Source organism: Duganella sp. Dugasp78 (assembly GCF_059491455.1).
The window spans coordinates 6995482-7016682 of the sequence record NZ_CP168506.1; the positions used below are offsets into that span (position 1 = coordinate 6995482).

A 21201-nucleotide genomic window follows, 5' to 3' on the forward strand; every position below is an offset into this window, starting at 1 on the left:
CTGCCGCGCGACCGCATTTACGCATAGCGCCGGGCTTTGTTCCCGGCAACCACTACGGTAGTCTAAGGATAGCAATGAAACGTGTTGATGATTTCCGCCTGCGCTTTGGCAAAAACGAGTACGTGCCCATCATGGTCGGCGGCATGGGCGTGGATATTTCGACGTCCGAGCTGGCGCTGGAAGCGGCCCGCCTGGGCGGTATCGGCCATATCTCGGATGCGATGGTGGAAGATGTGTCGGACCGCAAGTTCGACACCAGCTTCGTCAAGGATAAGACCAAGCTCTACAAGTTCAATATCAACAACATGGACAAGTCCGTGGTGCAGTTCGACCTGGAACGCCTGGCCGACGCGCAGCGCCGCCACATCGGCGCCACCATGGCGGCGAAGCAGGGCCCCGGCCTGATCTTCGTCAACTGCATGGAAAAGCTGACCATGAACGGCCCGCGTGAAACCCTGCGCACCCGCCTGAACGCTGCGCTGGACGCCGGCATCGACGGCATCACGCTGTCGGCCGGCCTGCACTTCGGCTCGTTCGCCTTGATGGCCGACCACCCGCGCTTCCGCGAAGCCAAGCTGGGCATCATCGTGTCGTCGGTGCGCGCCTTGCAGATCTTCCTGCGCAAGAACGCCAAGCTGAACCGTTTGCCGGACTACATCATCGTCGAAGGCCCGCTGGCCGGCGGCCACCTGGGATTCGGCATGGACTGGGCCGAATACGACCTGATGACCATCACCCAGGAGCTGCTGGACTATCTGAAGGCGGAGCAGCTGGACATTCCGCTGATCGCGGCCGGCGGCATCTTCACTGGCAGCGACGCGGTGCGCTTCCTGGAAGCGGGCGCGGCGGGCGTGCAGGTGGCGACCCGCTTCACCGTCACCAATGAGTGCGGCCTGCCGGCCAAGGTCAAGCAGGAATACTTCAAGGCGTCGGAAGAGGACATCATCGTCAACGGCATCTCGCCGACCGGCTATCCGATGCGCATGCTCAAGAGCACGCCGGCCATCGGCGCCGGCATCCGTCCGGGCTGCGAGTCGTACGGCTACCTGCTGGACGCGACCGGCAACTGCGCCTACATCAATTCCTACAACCGCGAAGTGGCGGCGCATCCGGACGAAAAGAACATCGTGGTGATGGACAAGACCTGCCTGTGCACCCACATGCGCAACTTCAACTGCTGGACCTGCGGGCACTACACCTACCGCCTGAAGGACACCACGCACAAGAAGGCCAGCGGCGAGTACCAGCTGCTCACCGCCGAGCACGTGTTCAAGGATTACCAGTTCAGCACGGACAACCAGATCGCGCTTCCTGAAAAAGAAGCCGAATAAAACAAGGCGCTCCTCGGAGCGCCTTTTTCTTTAACCTTCGGAATTTATTCGGGCAATCAAGGCCTCGAGCACCTCTTCGGCCCGCTCATTATCGACCTGGCAGGTGCCGGCATTCTCGTGCCCGCCGCCGCCGTACTCCAGCATCAGCGCGCCGATATTGGTCTTGGAGGTACGGTTAAGGATCGATTTGCCGGTGGCGAATACCGTGTTCTGGTTCTTCAAGCCCCACAGCACGTGGATCGAGATATTCGTTTGCGGATACATCGCGTAGATGATGAAACGGTTGCCGGCGTAGATGATCTCCTCGTCGCGCAAATCCAGCACCACCAGATTCTTGTGCACGGTGGCGCAGCGGCGGATCTGCTCCTTGCACTTCTCGGCATGCTCGAAGTACAGCTCCTTGCGCTCCTTCACGTCCGGCAAGGCCATGATCTCGTCTATCGTATGGTTCTTGCAATAGTCGATCAAGTCCATCATCAGGTTGTAATTCGAAATACGGAACTCGCGGAAGCGGCCCAGGCCCGTGCGCGCGTCCATCAGGAAGTTCAGCAGGTCCCAGCCCTCGGGATTGAGCACTTCCTGCTCGTTGAAGCGGGCGGCGTCGCCCTTGTCCACCGCCACCATCATGTCGTGCCACGATGCGGGGAAAGCCTTCCCGGCGCCGTAGTAGTCGTACACCACGCGCGCTGCCGACGGCGCTTCCGGATGGATCACATGGTTCTGGCGCTCGCCCGTGTTGCGGATGGTTTCCGACAAATGGTGGTCGAAGGCGAGATGCACGCCAGGCACGAACGGCAGATTGGTGGTGATGTCGTTATCGCTGATGGCGATCTTACCGTCCTGCATATCCTTCGGGTGCACAAACAGGATCTCATCGATCATGTCCAGGTGTTTTAACAGGACTGCGCAGACCAAGCCGTCGAAATCGCTGCGCGTGACCAGACGATATTTTTTTGATTCTGACATGAATACACCTCTGTGGATTGAACATGACGATGGACTTAATAATACAACCCAAATCTGCACGTGGACAGCAATTGTGATAACACGTTGCAATACGTCACACCGGCCCGACACAGCTTTCGATTGTTAAGAAACTGAAAACCCGCAGAGCATCCGTCTCAATTTTATATATACGACAAACTTGCATTTTGGATTAGCTAGAATCGCTGCGCTGTCCGCCCCGCCGGCAGCTTCAAAGCCCTATTCCACCGCAAGAGGAGACCGATACCATGCCGCGTATTTCAACCTTACTTGGACTGGCCGCCGCAGGCTGCCTGAGCCTGTCCAGCCCCGCGCCGTATGCGCAAACCGCGCAGACGAGCGCATCGCCGCAATCGCAGCTCGAAGGCGCCGCCAGCGCCGCCCGGCGCGACTTCGCCCAGTTCGCTCAATACCAGGTGCAGAACCATGCCGGCAGCGCGCCGCAGGGCTTCCCGCTGGAGGTAGCCGACGTCCAGGACCTCAAGGACGCCCGCGTCGCCTACGGCTTCCCGGTCTACACCATCGATCCGTCCGACCTGCTGGCCGGGCGCCGCGAGATGAAGGCGATGACTAGGCCGACCGGCACCTGGCGCTTTGTCATCACCCTCCACGACCAGCCAATCGGCCTGTCCACTGTCGAGCAAGTCAACGGCAAATGGGAGACGGTGGCCTATGGCGCGTCCGTGATGGCCAAGGACCTCGACGCGGCGATGGGCGCCTACGCCAACGCGGAACGCTCGAACGTGCGCGTGCTGCGCATCTTCCAGGCCCAGTCCGACTTCCTGGAAGTGAGCAGCGCCCAGAACGGCGCGGTGCGCTTCGCGCCGCTGCATTCGGCGCGCCAATCGCTGCTGCTGCAGCGCAGAGGCGCCGGCGACGGCTTGCTCGATGCGAGCGAGCTGCTGGAGCCGCTGCGCGTGGCGGTCAAAAAAAATCTGGACAGTGCGCGCTAAGCCGCGCGAGACAAGGAGACTCGTATGAAAAAATTGAACAGCCTGATATTGAGCGCCGGCCTGCTGGCGATGTTGCCATCCGCCTTCGCGCAGTGGAGAACCCTGAACGTGCCGCTGGTCACGCAGGAGCATAGCCAGTGGTGCTGGGCCGGCTCCAGCAAGGCCGTGCTGAACTACTATGGACAAACGCCCAGCCAGTGCCAGATCGTCAACTGGGCCTTCGGTCTGAACTACGCCTGCGGCAACGCGACCTTCGACTGGAACAGCTACGCCAACCAACCCAACAATATGTACGGCAGCAATGGCAGCGTGCAGAACATCCTGCGCGCCTGGGGCGTCGCCAACACGGCCTACAACTACGCCTCGTCATGGAGCAGCGTGGTGGCCGACATCAACGCCAACCGGCCATTCGTGATGCGCTACGGCTGGACCGGCGGTGGCGGCCACATCATGGTTGGACGCGGCTATGAAACCTACAACGGGGTCAACTACATATACATCATGAACCCGTGGCCGGGCGAAGGCCAGACCTACAGCACCTACAGCTCGGCGGTGTATGCGTCCGACCACCAGTGGACGCATACCCAGCGCATGAACTGAGCGCAACCACGGGGGCCCGCTCAACGCTCCAGCATTTGGTCGATCAATTCGATCCAGTGCCCGACCGGCATCGGCGTCCCCGATTGCAGATGGCTTTGACAGCCGATATTCGCGGACACGATGCGGGCCGCGCCTGTGGCCTGCAAATTGGCCAGCTTGCGGTCGCGCAGCTGGTGCGACAACTCAGGCTGCAGCAGCGAATAGGTGCCGGCCGAGCCGCAGCACAGATGGCTGTCGGCGCACAGCCGCACGTCGACGCCCAGGCCGCGCAGCAGCTCCTCGACCTTGCCGCGTATGCGCTGCGCATGCTGCAGCGTGCACGGCGGATGAAAAGCCACCGGCTCGGCCGGTGGCCGCTGCTTCAGCAACGCCTGCAGCCCCTCCTGCTCGTCGCACAGGATCTCGCTGATGTCGCGCGTCAGTTCGGACACCCGCCGCGCCTTGGCCGCATAGGCCGGATCGTCGCGCAGCAGATGGCCGTATTCCTTGACGGTGGCGCCGCAACCGGAAGCGGTCATCACGATGGCTTCCGCGCCGGCTTCCAGCAGCGGCCACCACGCATCGATATTGCGCCGCATGTCAGCGAGCCCGCCATCGTGGTCGGCCAGGTGGTAGCGGATCGCGCCGCAGCAGCCGGCGCGCGGCGCCACCACCAGTTCCACATCCAGCGCCGCCAGGATGCGCGCTGCCGAGCTGTTGATATTCGGCGCCATCTCCGGCTGCACGCAACCGTCCAACAACAGCATCTTGCGCGCCTGTCCACCACGCGGCCAGGCGCCGGGAGCCGGCGCGGGCTGCACCTTTTCCTGCAGCGCCGCCGGCAGTAGCGGACGCACCATGCGCCCCATCTTCATCGCGGGCCGGAACAGCCACGCGCGCGGTAACGTCTCCTTCAACAGCAGGCGCTGATAACGCTGACGCGCCGGCCGGCCCACCTGCTGCTCCACCACTTTGCGGCCGATGTCGAGCAGGCGCCCGTACTGCACGCCGGACGGACAGGTGCTCTCGCAGTTACGGCAGCTCAGGCAGCGGTCCAGGTGCAGCTGCGTGCGCTCCGTGGCCGCCTGCCCTTCCAGCACCTGCTTGATCAGGTAGATGCGGCCGCGCGGTCCATCCAGCTCGTCGCCCAGCAGCTGGTAGGTGGGACAAGTCGCGGTACAGAAACCGCAATGCACGCAGGCGCGCAGGATGGCTTCGGCCTCGTCGCCGTCGGCGGTGTTCTTGAATTGTTCTGCCAGATTGGTTTGCATGATTACAGGTCCCGGTACATGCGGCCGGGGTTGAAGATGCCGGCCGGGTCGAAGTGCTGTTTGAGGTTGCGGTGGATCGTGTGCACGGCCGGCGCCAGCGGCTGGAACACGCCATGCCGCTTGTCGCCGCCGCGGAACAGGGTGGCGTGGCCGCCCAGCTCCGCCACCCGCGCGCGCAGCGCGATGGGATCCGCCGCGCTGCGCAGCCAGCGTTGTGAGCCGCCCCACTCAATCAGTTGCGCGCCGTCGTCCAAGACGGACAGCGACTTCGCCGGCGTGGCGGACGGCAGCGACAGGCGCCACAGCGGCTCCGCTTGCCCGAGCCAAGCATGCCGGTGCTCGCGCAAATCGCTCCACCAAAGCGCCGCTGCTTCCGGCTCCAGCGTCTCGCCGCCAATATGCTGCGCGGCCGCGGCCACTGCTGCCTGCGCGCCGGACAGCCGCAGCGTCAGCGCGCCGTCGTGCCAGGCGGACGCCGACAACGGCAACGGCTGCCCCGCCCAGCGATTCAGGCGCAGCAAGGCGTCCTCCTGTTCCAACTCCAGCCGCAGCGTGGCTTCCGCCGTCGGCCGTGGCAGCACTTTCAGCGATACTTCCAGCATCAGCCCCAGCACGCCCAGCGATCCGGCCAGCAGGCGCGAGACATCGTAGCCTGCCACGTTCTTCATCACCTGTCCGCCGAAACGCAGCATCTCGCCGCGACCATCCATCAGCACCGCGCCGAGCACGAAATCGCGCACCGCGCCCACGCTCTGTCGGCGCGGGCCGGAAAGCCCGGCGGCCACCATGCCGCCCACGGTGGCGCCGGCGCCGAAATGCGGCGGTTCGAACGCCAGCATCTGCCCCTGCAGCGCCAGCTCCCGTTCCAGCTCCCGCAGCGGCGTGCCGCAGCGCGCCGTCACCACCAGCTCGGTCGGCTCATAGGCGACGATGCCATGGTAGGCGGAGGTCTCCAGCACATCGCCTTCCGGGGTTTGTCCATACCAGTTCTTGCTGCCGCCTCCGCGCAGGCGCAACGGCGTGCGTGCCTCGCCGGCCGCCACGATGCGGTCGCGGAACTGGTTCACTATCGATTCCATCGTCATGCTCCCACCTGTTTGACAAACTTGAACACACCGCCCCGTGCCTGCCGCTTGCCATACGCGGCGCAGCGGTCCAGCGTGGGTATGGCTTTGTTTGGATTGAGCAGGAAGGCGCCGTCGAAGGCGCGCTTCACGCCGATGAAGGCGGCCACCTCGTTCACCGTGAACTGCCCGCACATGGCGTCGATCTTCTCGATACCGACACCATGTTCGCCGGTGATCGTGCCGCCCACCTCCACGCACAGCGCCAGGATCGCCTCGCCGAAGCGTTCGGCACGATCGAATTCGCCGGGTTGGTTGGCATCGAACATGATCAGCGGATGCAGGTTGCCGTCACCCGCGTGGAACACGTTGGCGCAACGCAGGCCGTAGGTCTGCTCCATGGCGGCGATGCCTTGCAGGACTTCGGCCAGGCGCTTGCGCGGGATGGTGCCGTCCATGCAGTAGTAGTCGGGCGAGATGCGCCCCGCTGCCGGAAAAGCGTTCTTGCGGCCGGACCAGAAGCGCATGCGCTCCGCCTCGCTACCCGACACCGCGATGGCGCTGGCGCCGGCGCGCCGCAGCACTTCGCTCATGCGTTCGATTTCTTCCTCCACCTCTTCCGGCATGCCGTCGGATTCGCACAACAGGATGGCGGCGGCGTCGGTGTCGTAGCCGGCCTTGACGAAGGGTTCGACCATGCGCGCGCTGGTGCGGTCCATCATCTCCAGGCCGGCCGGGATGATGCCGGCGGCGATCACCTCCGCCACCGCGTCGCCGCCGGTGACGACGTCGCCGAAGGAAGCCATGATGACGCGGGCGAGCGGCGGCTTCGGAATCAGGCGCACCGTCACTTCGGTGACCACGCCCAGCATGCCTTCGGAGCCGATGAACACGGCCAGCAGGTCCAGGCCCGGCGCGTCCAGCGCGGCACCACCGAGTTCGATGATCTCGCCGTCCATCGACACCATCCGCACCCTCATCACGTTGTGCAGGGTCAGGCCGTACTTGAGGCAATGGACGCCGCCCGAGTTCTCGGCCACGTTGCCGGCGATGGTGCAGGCGATCTGCGACGACGGATCCGGCGCGTAGTACAGTGCGTGCGTGGCGGCGGCCTCGGAGATGGCCAGGTTGCGCACGCCGGGCTGCACGCGCGCCGTGCGCGCCAGCGGATCGAGCGCCAGGATGCGGCTCATCTTGGCGGTCGAGATGACGATGCCATCGGCGATCGGCATGGCACCGCCGGACAGGCCCGTGCCGGCGCCGCGCGGCACAATGGGCACCTGCAGCGCGCTGCACGCCTTCAGCAGCGCAATCAGTTGCGTCTCCGTTTCGGGCAGCGCCACGGCCAGCGGCAATTGCCGGTAGGCGGTCAGGCCATCGCATTCGTAGGGTCGGGTGTCCTCCTGCTCGGACAGCAGGCAATGCGGTGGAAGCAGGCCACGCAGCGCGGCCAGTATGGCCTGTTTGCGTTCCTGCAGCAGCAGTGGCGGCGGGGCTAGCGGCGCGTTCATGAGTGGCCTTGGATGCGATGAAGATGGCGTCCAGTGTAGCGGCCTGCCGCGCGCTCCAGCGGTGAAAAGAATTAACCGCTGAAGCGCAGATTTTTCATGCGTCGCGATCGTGGTCGGGATACGCCGCCATCATCCAGTCGATGAACAAGCTCACTTCCGGACGGATATGGGCGCTCTGCTCGTACACCACGTAGTAGGCATGCGGCGGCGACGCCAGGCGCACGTCGAACAGCTGCACCACTTCGCCGCTGGCGATCATGTCCTGTGCGAAGTGCTGTCGCGTCAATCCAACACCGTGGCCATGGCGCACCGCCTCCAGCAGCAGGCCAAGGTCATCGACACGCAGCGCGTCGGCAGGCTCCGGCCAATCCAGGCCGGCCTGCTCGAACCAAGGCTTCCACTGCTCCAGCGCGGAGCGCAGCAAGGTGGCCTTCTTCAGATCGGCCGGCGTGGCGATGCCGCCGATCCGCTCCAGGTAGGCCGGGCTGGCGACGGCAAACGCCGGCTCCCCGAACAGCCGCGTGGTCACCATGTCGGGATATTTGCCGGCGCCGAAGCGGACCTCAAGATCCGTCTCGTTCACGCACAGGTCATACAGGGGCACCGACAGGAACACTTCAACCACGATCTCGGGATGGGCTTCGGTGAACTCGGCCAGGCGCGGCATCAGCAGGTAGCGCGCAAACGTTGGCGGCACCGTGATCTTGACGCGCGGCTGAACCGGCGCGCTGCGATGAGGAAGAGGGAAATCGGTCAGCGTGCGCAGCGCCTGGCATACCACGTCCAGGTAGCTGCGGCCGAACGGCGATAGTGTCAGCGAACGGCCGTCGCGGACGAACAATCGGTCGCCGACAAACTCCTCCAGCAGGCGGATACGGTGCGACAACGCCGACGGCGTAATGCACAGCTGCTGCGCGGCGACCGCAAATGAACCGGCACGCGCCGCCGCCTCGAAGGCGGACAGCGCGTGCACCGGAGGAAAACGTCTGGGCATGGTTATGCGCCTTTCACAAACCCTGGGCAGGGCTGGGAGAAGGCATCAATGCGGCACCATCCCCGTAAATACATACGCCTGCAATACCGTCATGATACCAACGATGGTGGCGAACAGCAGGCTATGTTTGAGGGTGAAGCGGAACAACTCGGATTCGCGCCCCACCAATCCGGTCGCGGCGCAGGCGACGGCGATCGACTGCGGCGAAATCATCTTGCCAGTCACGCCGCCAGTGGTGTTGGCCGCAACCAGCAAGGTATCGGATACATTGATCTGGTGCGCCGTGGTGTTTTGCAGGGAGCAGAACAAGGCGTTCGACGAGGTGTCCGAGCCGGTCAGGAACACGCCCAGCCAGCCGAGGAACGGCGAGAAGAACGGGAAAGCCGCGCCGGTACCGGCCAGTACCAGCGCCAGGGTCGACGACATGCCGGAGTAGTTGGCGACGAAAGCAAACGCCAGCACCAGGCCGATGGACAGGATGGGACGGCGCAGCTCAACCACCGTGTCGCCCAGGGCGCGCAGGCCAGCCATAGGCTTGAAGCGCAGCAGCGCCATCGAGACCAGCGCGGACAACAGGATGGCGGTGCCGACGGCCGACAGCAGGTCCAGCTTGAAGACCGCCTCATAAGCCTTGGGCGCGGCGACGATAGGCGTCATCTTGATCACCATCTGGTCCAGGTACGGCACATGGAACTTCATCACGGTGCCGGCCAGCGCGCCGCTGCCGGCGAACATCGCCTTGAACTGCGGCAGGCTCCATACGGTGACGATGGCGGTCAAGATGCCGAACGGCGCCCATGCACGTACCGTCTGGGCTGTGCTGTATGGCGACTGCTTGCGGATACGTGGTGCGGAACCGGTGGCCGAGCCGCCGCCGAAGGTGGCCATCGCCGCCGTGCCGCCGCCCATCGAGATGGTGCTGCGGGCGCCGACTTTGGCGCTGGCAGGTTCCCATACTTTCAGCAGTGCCGTCAGCGAACCGAGGCTGACCAGGGCGGAGGTAATGTCCGGCAGCTCAGGGCCGATGAAGTTGGAGGTGATGTACTGCGTCACGGCGAAGCTGCCGCCGGCCACCAGCGCCGCAGGCCAGGTTTCCTTGATGCCGCGCGTGCCGTCCATCATGAACACCAGCCAGAATGGCACCGCCAGCGACAGCAGCGGCAGCTGACGGCCAGCCATCGCGCCGATGTGCATGGCGTCGATGCCGGTGACCTGCCCTGCGACGATGATGGGAATGCCCATCGCGCCGAAAGCCACCGGCGCCGTGTTCGCGATCAAACACAGGCCCGCTGCGTACAAGGGATTGAAACCCAGGCCGACCAGCAGCGCCGACGTAATCGCCACCGGCGCGCCGAAGCCCGCCGCGCCTTCGAGGAAGGCGCCGAACGAGAAGCCGATCAACAGCATCTGAAGACGCTGGTCATCGGTAATCGACAGCACCGAGGCACGGATGATATCGAGCTGGCCGGTACGGTCGACCACTTTGTACAGGAACACCGCGGTAACGATGATCCAGGCGATCGGCCACAGTCCGTAGGCGAAGCCGTAGCCCGCAGCGGCCAGCGCCTGCGGCACCGGCATGCCGTAGGCGAAGATGGCGACTGCCAGCGCGAGCGCCAGCGTCACGGCCGCGGCGACGTGGCCTTTGATGCGCAGCACAGCCAGCGCGAGAAAGAAGAAAATGATCGGCACGGCGGCAACCAGGGCCGACAGCCCCAAGCTGCCTAGCGGTGCGTATATCTGATTCCAGGTTTGCATAGTGGTCTCCTCCAAGAGTACAAGTATTTTTTTGCAGAGCTAAAAGATGCGACGAGTGTATAGGCGTGGCGCCGGCTTTCGGTGGTACGAAAAGATGAAATGAATTGGCCGCAGCCGTGAAAATTATTCACCCTATTCGGCCTGTCCCCTTTCCCGCAGCAGGTCGGCCAGGCTGCGCGCGGCCGGCTTGAGCGGTTCGCGGTGACGGGTCCATCCCAACTGGCTGCGCGGCGTGAAGGCGCGCAGCCGCGTGGCGGCCCAGCGGAACCAGCGATACACGCTTGGCCGCGCGAACGCGCCGCTCCAGAACCGCCACACCAGCCGCTCGCTACGACTGAAGCTGGCGCCCTGCCCGCGCAGCGCGTTCTCGACTTTCTGCGCCGGATCGCGATTGGCTTCGGTCCGCAGGCGCACCAGCAGGGCCGGTATCGGTATGCGCACCGGGCACACTTCACCGCACGCGCCGCACAGGCTGGAGGCGGTCGCCAGATCGGCGGTCGCTTCGAGCCCCAACAGATGCGGCGAAATGATCTTGCCGATCGGGCCGGGATAGGTGGTGCCGTATGCGTGGCCGCCCACCCGCGCGTACACCGGGCAGTGGTTGATGCAGGCGCCGCAGCGTATGCACTGCAGCGTGGCGCGCAGCTGCTCGTCGGCGTAGGCTTGCGTGCGGCCGTTATCGAGCAGCACCACGTGCAGTTCGCGCGGTCCATCCATTTCGCCCGCGCGGCGCGGTCCGGTGATCAGGTTGAAGTAGGTGGTGATGGCCTGCCCTGTCGCCGAGCGTGTCAGCAGGCTGGCCAGCGGCACGATGTGCTCCAGCTTTGCCACGACTTTTTCCATGCCCATCAGGGCGATATGCACATCGGGTACGCTGGTCGACAGGCGGCCATTGCCTTCGTTTTCGACCAGCCACAGGGTGCCGGTATCGGCCGCCGCGAAGTTCACACCGGACAAGCCGATGTCGGCGTCGGCAAACGCCTGGCGCAGCGCGCGCCGGCCGGCCTGGATCAGCGTGTCGACGTCTTCGCTGTAGGGCGTGCCGGGGATGTGGCGCTCGAACAGCGCGCCGATGTCGGCGCGCGTCTTGTGTACCGCCGGCATGACGATGTGCGACGGCTTCTCGCCCGCCAGCTGCACGATGTATTCGCCCATGTCGGATTCGATGCAGTCGATGCCATGCTGCGCCATGTGGTGGTTCAGCTCCACCTCTTCGCTGGCCATCGACTTGCCTTTGATGACGCTACGCGCGCCGCGCCGCTGGGCGATTTCAAGGATGATGGCGTTGGCTTCTTTGGCGGTCGCGGCCCAGTGCACCTGTGCGCCGGCCGCCTGCAGGTTCGCTTCGAACTGCACCAGCAGTTCCGGCAGATGGGCCAGCGCGTGCTGGCGCACCGCTTCGCCCAGATCGCGCAGCTGTTCCAGTTCGTCGCCGTCGGGGAATTGCGCGCGGCGCTTATCCTGCAGGAAGTCCATCGCGCCGCGCATGCTGCTGCGCAGTTTGGTGTCTAGCAGCGCGTCGCTGACGCGGGCGCGGAAATCGGCCGGCGGCATGAAGTGCAAGGGGGCGTTCATACTGTGGCTCCTGCGGTGTCGTCGTCGATGATGAACACCCACAGCGCGCGCGGACCGTGCGCGCCGTAGGCCAGCGTTTGCTGGATGTCCGAAGTCTTCGACGGGCCGGACACCAGCACCAGGTTGGTCGGCATGGTGGCGCTCCAGGCTTCGGCGCGCATCGCCGCATGCAGATCCGCATGCAGCGTGCTCGCATAGACCAGCGCCACATGCAGCGGCGGCACAAGCGATACCGTGCGCGGCGATCCTGCATCGGGCGCCAGCACCAGCGTGCCGGTGGCGGCGATGCCGGAGCGGGCCACGGTAAAGCCGGCGTCCACGTCGGCAAACAGCTGGTTCTTCCACTCTTCCAGCGGCCGGTCGAAAGATACAGTGCGCACTTCGGCCGGCAAGGCCGCGGCCAGCGCCGCGCCTTCGGCACGGGCGGTGTCGAGCAGCAGGCTGCCTACACCGGCGGCCTTGAGCTTTTGCGCCAGCAGCGCGGGCCAACTGTGAGCATCGACGCGCCATACGTCGGTGCGCACCGACGTCATCACCCGCTCCAAGGTGTCGGCCAGTTCCGTGCTTGAAGCCTCGCGCAAAGGGCCGCGCGCGTGGTGGGCGTTGATGCGGTCTTCCAGTTCGCGGATGGGCATGCGTGGAGCGGGCGCCGCTGCGCGCAGCTTGCCCAGTATGAGTTCGCGCGCGTTCATGCCGCAGCTCCCACGCGGCGCCACAGGAAGCTGGCCAGGTGCTCCACCTGCAGCGGTGCGCCTTGCCGCTTGGCGGCGTGGCCGATGTTGAGCAGGCAGCCGCAATCGGCGGAGACCAGGCGCTCGCAACCCGTGGCGCAGGCGGAGGCGATTTTGTCGCTGACCATGGCGCCGGAAATGTCGTCATGCTTGAGCGAGAAGGTGCCGCCGAATCCGCAGCACTCCGATTCGTGGGCATGTTCTACGCGCGTTACGCCGGGCAGCGCGTCGAGCAAGGCGACGCCGTGGGCGCGCGTGCCCATCTCGCGCCGCGCGCCGCAGGAAGTGTGCAGCACCACCTGTTCGTCCGGCAGCGGTGACGTCTCGGCGAAATTCACGTGCAGGACATGCAGCAGGAATTCACTCAGTTCGTAGATGCGCTCCGATAATTCGCGCGCCTGTGCGGCGGCCTGCGGATCGTCGTCGAATAGCGTCGGCCAGTGATGGCGCATCATGCCGGCGCAGGAGCCGGACGGCACGATGACCGGCCAGGGTTGGGTGAACAGATCAAGTTGTGCGCGCGCCACAGCGCGCGCCTGTTCGGGATTGCCGCTGCTGTAAGCGGGCTGGCCGCAGCAGCTCTGGCCGCGCGGGAAGTGCACCGTCAGACCTTGGCGTTCCAGCAGGCGCACGGCATCGAGCCCGGCTTCCGGCATGAATAAATCGATCACGCAGGTGCCGAACAGGTAGACGTGTGGGTTGGCCTTGTCCGGGCCGGGCGGATAGTGTCGCGCTTGCATGAAGTCTCCTCTGTTTTGCTTATTCGTCGGACAGGCTCCATAATTCCCGTGCATCGAAGCCCTCGCAAATTGGTTGGACCAGCGGCTACAACAGGAGAACGTCGTAATGAGAACAAGCGGATTGGTCGAGGGAGTGCTGCGCAAGCTGGAGACGGCGCTGCTGGACGGCACCTATCCGGCCAACGCGCGCCTGCCTTCCGAGCGTGCACTGGCGGAACAATATGAGGTGTCGCGCAACACCATACGCGAAGCGCTGCAGCGGCTGGTGGCGCGGGGGCTGTTACGCAGCCGGCGCGGGGCCGGCGTATTCGTCAGCGACCAGCTGCGCACCAGCACGGCGTCGCCCTGGGGGCAGCTGGTGACAGACCATCCGGCTGTGCTGGGTGATGTACTGGAATTCCGACGGGTATTGGAAGGCGCAACGGCCTATTATGCGGCGCTGCGCGGCAACGATGAGGAACACGGGCAGATCCGCAATTTATTGAATAGCCTGGAACAGGCCCGCGTCGATGACAACCAGGCTGCCGAAGCGTCGATCGACGCTCGCCTGCACGAAGCAATTGCGCTGGCTTCGCACAACAGCATGTTTTTGCATCTGCACGCCAGCGTGCTCGGCATCCTGCGCGAGCATATCACCTTGAACGGCTCCAGCCTGCGGGCGCTCGACGCCGAAGTTTCAGGCCAGCTGCTGCAGCAGCACCGCGCCATCTGCCTGGCGATTTGCGGACGCCGGCCAGAAGCGGCACGCACCGCCATGCAGGCGCACATCGATTACGTGGTCAGCAGGATAGAGGCGGCTTGATTGGTCCAACCAATTCCCGGCACTCTGGACAAAAAAAAATCCCCCACCTGCACAGAGCGCGATCTTGAGCGCGTTCTGGCTGGTGGGGGTTTTTTCATATAACTAGCCTGACGATAACCTACTTTCACACTGGTTGCAGCACTATCATCGGCGCAGAGTTGTTTCACGGTCCTGTTCGGGATGGGAAGGGGTGGGACCAACTTGCTATGGTCATCAGGCATTGACTTGTACGAGCGACGTTTTCAGCGACGCTCCGAATCTGGAGAAGTAAGTAATGGGGTAATGAAGTTGTGTATCAACGAACGTTCCAACGTACTTCTTATTCATCATAACCTGCTAAGGTTATAGGGACAAGCCGTACGGGCAATTAGTATCAGTTAGCTTAATGCATTACTGCACTTCCACACCTGACCTATCAACGTCCTGGTCTCGAACGACCCTTCAAAGAGCTCAAGGCTCTGGGAAATCTCATCTTAAGGCAAGTTTCCCGCTTAGATGCTTTCAGCGGTTATCTCTTCCAGACTTAGCTACCCGGCAATGCCACTGGCGTGACAACCGGTACACCAGAGGTCTGTCCACTCCGGTCCTCTCGTACTAGGAGCAGCCCCCTTCAAATTTCCAACGCCCACGGCAGATAGGGACCAAACTGTCTCACGACGTTTTAAACCCAGCTCACGTACCACTTTAAATGGCGAACAGCCATACCCTTGGGACCGGCTACAGCCCCAGGATGTGATGAGCCGACATCGAGGTGCCAAACTCCCCCGTCGATATGAACTCTTGGGAGGAATCAGCCTGTTATCCCCAGAGTACCTTTTATCCGTTGAGCGATGGCCCTTCCATACAGAACCACCGGATCACTATGTCCTACTTTCGTACCTGCTCGACTTGTCAGTCTCGCAGTTAAGCACGCTTATGCCATTGCACTATCGTCACGATGTCCGACCGTAACTAGCGTACCTTCGAACTCCTCCGTTACACTTTAGGAGGAGACCGCCCCAGTCAAACTGCCTACCATGCACTGTCCCCGACCCGGATAACGGGCCAAGGTTAGAACCTCAAATGAACCAGGGTGGTATTTCAAGGATGGCTCCACGAGAACTGGCGTCCCCGCTTCAAAGCCTCCCACCTATCCTACACAGATTGATTCAAAGTCCAATGCAAAGCTACAGTAAAGGTTCATGGGGTCTTTCCGTCTAGCCGCGGGTAGATTGCATCATCACAAACACTTCAACTTCGCTGAGTCTCGGGAGGAGACAGTGTGGCCATCGTTACGCCATTCGTGCAGGTCGGAACTTACCCGACAAGGAATTTCGCTACCTTAGGACCGTTATAGTTACGGCCGCCGTTTACTGGGACTTCAATCAAGAGCTTGCACCCCATCATTTAATCTTCCAGCACCGGGCAGGCGTCACACCCTATACGTCCACTTTCGTGTTTGCAGAGTGCTGTGTTTTTATTAAACAGTCGCAGCCACCAGTTTATTGCAACCCGTTCACCCTACTGAAGTAAATCAGCCAAGCTACAAGGGCGTACCTTTTCCCGAAGTTACGGTACCAATTTGCCGAGTTCCTTCTCCCGAGTTCTCTCAAGCGCCTTAGAATACTCATCTCGCCCACCTGTGTCGGTTTGCGGTACGGTCTCGTATGACTGAAGCTTAGAGGCTTTTCTTGGAACCACTTCCGATTGCTTCAGCACCTAAATGCCTCGTCCCAGTCCCTTGAATTACGCGCCCGGATTTGCCTAAGCGCCTTCTATGAACCAGAAACTGACTATTCCAACAGTCAGACAACCTTCCGCGATCCGTCCCCCCATCGCATCATACGACGGTGCAGGAATATTAACCTGCTTCCCATCAGCTACGCATCTCTGCCTCGCCTTAGGGGCCGACTCACCCTGCTCCGATGAACGTTGAACAGGAAACCTTGGGCTTACGGCGTGGGGGCTTTTCACCCCCATTATCGCTACTCATGTCAGCATTCGCACTTCTGATACCTCCAGCATCCTTTACAAGACACCTTCGCAGGCTTACAGAACGCTCTCCTACCATATGCTTACGCATATCCGCAGCTTCGGTGACTGGCTTAGCCCCGTTACATCTTCCGCGCAGGACGACTCGATCAGTGAGCTATTACGCTTTCTTTAAATGATGGCTGCTTCTAAGCCAACATCCTGACTGTTTTAGCCTTCCCACTTCGTTTTCCACTTAGCCAATCTTTGGGACCTTAGCTGGCGGTCTGGGTTGTTTCCCTCTTGACGCCGGACGTTAGCACCCGACGTCTGTCTCCCAAGCTCGCACTCATCGGTATTCGGAGTTTGCAATGGTTTGGTAAGTCGCGATGACCCCCTAGCCATAACAGTGCTCTACCCCCGATGGTGATACTTGAGGCACTACCTAAATAGTTTTCGGAGAGAACCAGCTATTTCCAAGTTTGTTTAGCCTTTCACCCCTACCCACAGCTCATCCCCTAATTTTTCAACATTAGTGGGTTCGGACCTCCAGTGCGTGTTACCGCACCTTCATCCTGGCCATGAGTAGATCACTTGGTTTCGGGTCTACACCCAGCGACTATCGCCCTGTTCGGACTCGATTTCTCTACGGCTTCCCGATCTGGTTAACCTTGCCACTGAATGTAAGTCGCTGACCCATTATACAAAAGGTACGCAGTCACGGAACAAGTCCGCTCCTACTGTTTGTATGCACACGGTTTCAGGATCTATTTCACTCCCCTCCCGGGGTTCTTTTCGCCTTTCCCTCACGGTACTGGTTCACTATCGGTCGATTACGAGTATTTAGCCTTGGAGGATGGTCCCCCCATATTCAGACAGGATTTCTCGTGTCCCGCCCTACTTGTCGCACGCTTAGTTCCACACATCGCATTTCACATACGGGGCTATCACCCGCTATGGCTCCAATTTCCAGTGGATTCTGTTATGCGTCATGCTAAAACGTGCAGGCTCATCCCATTTCGCTCGCCACTACTTTGGGAATCTCGGTTGATTTCTTTTCCTGCAGCTACTTAGATGTTTCAGTTCGCCGCGTTCGCTTTGCATACCTATGTATTCAGTATGCAATGACCTAAAAGGCCGGGTTTCCCCATTCGGAAATCTGCGGATCAAAGCTTGTTTGCTAGCTCCCCGCAGCTTATCGCAAGCTACTACGTCCTTCATCGCCTGTAATCGCCAAGGCATCCACCATGTGCACTTATTCACTTGTCCCTATAACGTTAGCCCCTTGCGACTAAACAAAGGAGCGGTTATAGAAATAAGAAGTACTACGTTGTTGCGTTTGTTGATACATACAATCATTACCCACCCACGCGGTTCCCCGCATGGGTACATAAAAATTTACTTACTTCTTCCAGATTGTTAAAGAACGTACAGCACTTGATCTCTAAAAGATCAAACCTAAATCGCAACCGTTTATTTGGCTGACTTACGTTTGAACTTTTGGTGGAGGATGACGGGATCGAACCGACGACCCCCTGCTTGCAAAGCAGGTGCTCTCCCAGCTGAGCTAATCCCCCTGAGATTTACTACAGGCAGAAACTGGTAGGGCTGGTTGGACTCGAACCAACGACCCCCGCGTTATCAACACGGTGCTCTAACCAGCTGAGCTACAGCCCCAAATGCTGTTCTTTAATTTGACAGTCGATAAGTGTGAACGCTTGATGAGTAGTCCGAAGACCAGTGCTACTCTAGAAAGGAGGTGATCCAGCCGCACCTTCCGATACGGCTACCTTGTTACGACTTCACCCCAGTCACGAATCCTACCGTGGTAAGCGCCCTCCTTGCGGTTAAGCTACCTACTTCTGGTAAAACCCGCTCCCATGGTGTGACGGGCGGTGTGTACAAGACCCGGGAACGTATTCACCGCGACATGCTGATCCGCGATTACTAGCGATTCCAACTTCATGCAGTCGAGTTGCAGACTACAATCCGGACTACGATACACTTTCTGGGATTAGCTCCCCCTCGCGGGTTGGCGGCCCTCTGTATGTACCATTGTATGACGTGTGAAGCCCTACCCATAAGGGCCATGAGGACTTGACGTCATCCCCACCTTCCTCCGGTTTGTCACCGGCAGTCTCATTAGAGTGCCCTTTCGTAGCAACTAATGACAAGGGTTGCGCTCGTTGCGGGACTTAACCCAACATCTCACGACACGAGCTGACGACAGCCATGCAGCACCTGTGTACTGGTTCTCTTTCGAGCACTCCCCAATCTCTCAGGGATTCCAGCCATGTCAAGGGTAGGTAAGGTTTTTCGCGTTGCATCGAATTAATCCACATCATCCACCGCTTGTGCGGGTCCCCGTCAATTCCTTTGAGTTTTAATCTTGCGACCGTACTCCCCAGGCGGTCTACTTCACGCGTTAGCTGCGTTACCAAGTCAATTAAGACCCGACAACTAGTAGACATCGTTTAGGGCGTGGACTACCAGGGTATCTAATCCTGTTTGCTCCCCACGCTTTCGTGCATGAGCGTCAGTTTTGACCCAGGGGGCTGCCTTCGCCATCGGTGTTCCTCCACATATCTACGCATTTCACTGCTACACGTGGAATTCTACCCCCCTCTGCCAAACTCTAGCCTTGCAGTCTCCATCGCCATTCCCAGGTTGAGCCCGGGGATTTCACGACAGACTTACAAAACCGCCTGCGCACGCTTTACGCCCAGTAATTCCGATTAACGCTTGCACCCTACGTATTACCGCGGCTGCTGGCACGTAGTTAGCCGGTGCTTATTCTTCAGGTACCGTCATTAGCAGGGGATATTAGCCCCCACCGTTTCTTCCCTGACAAAAGAGCTTTACAACCCGAAGGCCTTCTTCACTCACGCGGCATTGCTGGATCAGGCTTGCGCCCATTGTCCAAAATTCCCCACTGCTGCCTCCCGTAGGAGTCTGGACCGTGTCTCAGTTCCAGTGTGGCTGGTCGTCCTCTCAGACCAGCTACTGATCGATGCCTTGGTAGGCTTTTACCCTACCAACTAGCTAATCAGATATCGGCCGCTCCAGGAGCACAAGGCCTTGCGGTCCCCTGCTTTCATCCTTAGATCGTATGCGGTATTAGCGTAACTTTCGCTACGTTATCCCCCACTCCAGGGTACGTTCCGATATATTACTCACCCGTTCGCCACTCGCCGCCAGGTTGCCCCGCGCTGCCGTTCGACTTGCATGTGTAAGGCATGCCGCCAGCGTTCAATCTGAGCCAGGATCAAACTCTTCAGTTTAATCTCTGTTTATTTGACACTTGCGTGTCACCGTCATTGCTGACGGGTCGCTCACTCAAAATACTGACAGGCCACTATTTTCATAGCGCCTATTTCATTACTTCTTGTGAACATTTGATATTTTAAGTTTCACGCTACCGAAGCAGCGTGTGCACTTTCATCAAACGTCCACACTTATCGACTGTTAATTTTTAAAGAACTTCAATTCGGTACTGCGTTTGCTGCGGAGCGTTGTGTCCGTCAGCGAAGAAGAAAGAGTATGAAGCGTTTAGACCGTTTCGTCAACCCCTACTTTTTTCTCCCCACTTAACACTGCATTTGCATGCACCGTTTTGCGGGGAGGCGAACTATAGCAAAGGTATCGGCCGCTGGCAAGGAAGTTCTCAGTCGATTTAATTATTACACCCAGTAAATTTAATTTTCAGCAACTATTAAATATGCAATGTAGAAAATGATATAGCAAAAAAAATGGAGATCTCAAAGGTGCTGCCAGTATGCCTATACGTGCAGTACTAGGCACTCGACGCCCAGCTTTACCGTATTCACGATCCGCCCCTCTCCCCTTATGACGTACTGTTGACCTAGCAGGGCAAACAGGTCGTTATCGACTACATAAGGATCTGAGCGCAGACACATAGTCCGGCAGCGTATACCTCGGCGTACGCTACGCCTTCAACCGTAACTGGTCGCGGAACCTTCGAAGGCAGTTACTTGACCAAAAGCGTAGTATCGTTACGTCCATTTGGCGCCTGCTATCGGTTCCGAGACCCGCCATGCGATATTTGCTACTACTTGTCAAAAAAAAATGTTTAAAAATCTAGCATGCTTTTTTAATTAATGATAAGTTACATACTCAGCAATCATTTTGGGTGTGTTATGAAATTGTCTAAATTACTCTCCGCGTTGGCAATCGGCGCCAGCGCATTGACTATCACGCCAGGCGCTTACGCTGTTAGCGCGAGTGTCGCCTTCAACAACTTCGGGTACCGGTTGGTAGATCTGGATGCAAACGATGGCGTCACTCCAACAATCACCTTCACCTCGGCGTTCTCGGAAACCTATGTCGATCTTTGTGGTTGCGGTGGTGGTGAAGGTGAAGGCGTTTATTTCGCTTTCACCTTCCCGTCAGACATCAGCATAGGAGGCAAGAGCGACGAATATGGCTCCCAAGCCCATTCCAGCATTTCTCCAACATCCTACCTGGCAGATGCCGGATCAAGCCAAGCTAAAGCTCAGGGTAGTGCAACCACCACGACGACTACAGACTTCACTCTGTCCGCCAATACGAAACTGGTGTTCTACGGTACCGCCACTGGCAGCAAGACCGATTACCAGGGAGAAACTGGCACGCTGGGGGCTAGATCGTCAGCGGGCATCTCTGGCCCGGGATCGGTGGAAGTCGCGTCGTACGATAGATCTTTCTACGGCGATGCATCGTCGGACATTAAGCCGTATTCAGAGTATTTCGAGATGGAGTACAGCAACTCCAGCACGGCAGAGTTTAAAGGCAATCTCAGCATTAATTTAGGTGCCAGTGTCCATGTCAGTGCAGTACCTGAACCCACCACTTACGCCATGTTAATGGCTGGCTTGCTGATAGCCGGCGTTGCGGCACGCCGCCGTCGCAGTTAATTTCCCGCACTCCAGACGCAAAAAAGCCCACCAAGATCACTTGGT

General features: G+C 60.2%; 14 protein-coding genes, 2 tRNA genes and 3 rRNA genes. 5 read left to right on the plus strand and 14 right to left on the minus strand.

Going from position 1 to position 21201, the window contains the following annotated elements:
• The first annotated feature begins 74 nt into the window (after positions 1-74).
• Positions 75-1331 (plus strand): nitronate monooxygenase, encoded by a 1257-nt coding sequence (locus tag ACEN9O_RS31070; protein WP_495615618.1) that lies wholly within the window; start codon positions 75-77, stop codon positions 1329-1331.
• Positions 1332-1361: 30 nt separating this feature from the next.
• Here ACEN9O_RS31070 and ACEN9O_RS31075 read toward each other — a convergent pair whose 3' ends face one another.
• The gene (locus tag ACEN9O_RS31075) at positions 1362-2297 is read right to left on the minus strand and encodes an exopolyphosphatase (protein WP_495615619.1); all 936 of its coding nucleotides are present in this window, start codon (positions 2295-2297) and stop codon (positions 1362-1364) included.
• Between the two features lie 266 nt (positions 2298-2563).
• Between ACEN9O_RS31075 and ACEN9O_RS31080 the strand changes: the two genes are divergently transcribed.
• Positions 2564-3268: a hypothetical protein gene (locus tag ACEN9O_RS31080; RefSeq protein ID WP_495615620.1), complete on the plus strand. Its 705-nt coding sequence runs from the start codon at positions 2564-2566 to the stop codon at positions 3266-3268.
• Between the two features lie 24 nt (positions 3269-3292).
• A complete protein-coding gene (locus ACEN9O_RS31085; protein WP_495615621.1) occupies positions 3293-3868 on the plus strand; it encodes a C39 family peptidase in 576 nt (191 codons plus the stop codon).
• A 20-nt stretch (positions 3869-3888) separates the two neighbouring features.
• On the opposite strand, the gene glcF is transcribed toward ACEN9O_RS31085, so the two are convergent.
• From glcF to ACEN9O_RS31125, 8 genes are all read right to left on the minus strand, one after another.
• The gene (gene glcF / locus ACEN9O_RS31090; RefSeq protein ID WP_495615622.1) at positions 3889-5118 is read right to left on the minus strand and encodes a glycolate oxidase subunit GlcF; all 1230 of its coding nucleotides are present in this window, start codon (positions 5116-5118) and stop codon (positions 3889-3891) included.
• A gap of 2 nt (positions 5119-5120) precedes the next feature.
• Positions 5121-6203: a glycolate oxidase subunit GlcE gene (gene glcE / locus ACEN9O_RS31095; protein ID WP_495615623.1), complete on the minus strand. Its 1083-nt coding sequence runs from the start codon at positions 6201-6203 to the stop codon at positions 5121-5123.
• On the minus strand, positions 6200-7693 hold the full coding sequence (locus ACEN9O_RS31100) for an FAD-linked oxidase C-terminal domain-containing protein (protein WP_495615624.1): 1494 nt from the start codon (positions 7691-7693) through the stop codon (positions 6200-6202). The genes glcE and ACEN9O_RS31100 overlap by 4 nt, the downstream gene beginning before the upstream one ends.
• 94 nt (positions 7694-7787) lie before the next feature.
• Positions 7788-8687 carry a LysR substrate-binding domain-containing protein gene (locus ACEN9O_RS31105; protein WP_495615625.1) on the minus strand — a complete coding sequence of 300 codons (900 nt, stop codon included), beginning with the start codon at positions 8685-8687 and terminating at the stop codon, positions 7788-7790.
• Between the two features lie 45 nt (positions 8688-8732).
• A complete protein-coding gene (locus tag ACEN9O_RS31110; RefSeq protein ID WP_495615626.1) occupies positions 8733-10445 on the minus strand; it encodes a lactate permease LctP family transporter in 1713 nt (570 codons plus the stop codon).
• A 132-nt stretch (positions 10446-10577) separates the two neighbouring features.
• On the minus strand, positions 10578-12020 hold the full coding sequence (locus tag ACEN9O_RS31115) for a LutB/LldF family L-lactate oxidation iron-sulfur protein (protein WP_495615627.1): 1443 nt from the start codon (positions 12018-12020) through the stop codon (positions 10578-10580).
• Positions 12017-12712, minus strand: a complete 696-nt coding sequence (locus tag ACEN9O_RS31120) for a LutC/YkgG family protein (RefSeq protein WP_495615628.1) — start codon at positions 12710-12712, stop codon at positions 12017-12019. The genes ACEN9O_RS31115 and ACEN9O_RS31120 overlap by 4 nt, the downstream gene beginning before the upstream one ends.
• Positions 12709-13491 carry a (Fe-S)-binding protein gene (locus tag ACEN9O_RS31125; RefSeq protein ID WP_495615629.1) on the minus strand — a complete coding sequence of 261 codons (783 nt, stop codon included), beginning with the start codon at positions 13489-13491 and terminating at the stop codon, positions 12709-12711. The genes ACEN9O_RS31120 and ACEN9O_RS31125 overlap by 4 nt, the downstream gene beginning before the upstream one ends.
• Before the next feature lie 106 nt (positions 13492-13597).
• Between ACEN9O_RS31125 and ACEN9O_RS31130 the strand changes: the two genes are divergently transcribed.
• Positions 13598-14293 (plus strand): FadR/GntR family transcriptional regulator, encoded by a 696-nt coding sequence (locus tag ACEN9O_RS31130; protein WP_495615630.1) that lies wholly within the window; start codon positions 13598-13600, stop codon positions 14291-14293.
• Between the two features lie 105 nt (positions 14294-14398).
• Here the strand turns inward: ACEN9O_RS31130 and rrf are convergent.
• From rrf to ACEN9O_RS31155, 5 genes are all read right to left on the minus strand, one after another.
• Positions 14399-14511, minus strand: a 5S ribosomal RNA gene (gene rrf / locus ACEN9O_RS31135).
• A gap of 128 nt (positions 14512-14639) precedes the next feature.
• Positions 14640-17512, minus strand: a 23S ribosomal RNA gene (locus tag ACEN9O_RS31140).
• A gap of 232 nt (positions 17513-17744) precedes the next feature.
• Positions 17745-17820: transfer RNA gene (locus ACEN9O_RS31145), tRNA-Ala, on the minus strand.
• A 23-nt stretch (positions 17821-17843) separates the two neighbouring features.
• Positions 17844-17920, minus strand: a tRNA-Ile gene (locus ACEN9O_RS31150).
• 75 nt (positions 17921-17995) lie between these two features.
• Positions 17996-19524 (minus strand): 16S ribosomal RNA (locus ACEN9O_RS31155).
• Together the 16S, 23S and 5S rRNA genes with 2 tRNA genes alongside form the textbook arrangement of a ribosomal RNA operon.
• Before the next feature lie 876 nt (positions 19525-20400).
• Here ACEN9O_RS31155 and ACEN9O_RS31160 point away from each other — a divergent pair.
• Positions 20401-21156, plus strand: a complete 756-nt coding sequence (locus ACEN9O_RS31160; protein WP_495615631.1) for a PEP-CTERM sorting domain-containing protein — start codon at positions 20401-20403, stop codon at positions 21154-21156.
• The last annotated feature ends 45 nt before the right edge of the window (positions 21157-21201 follow it).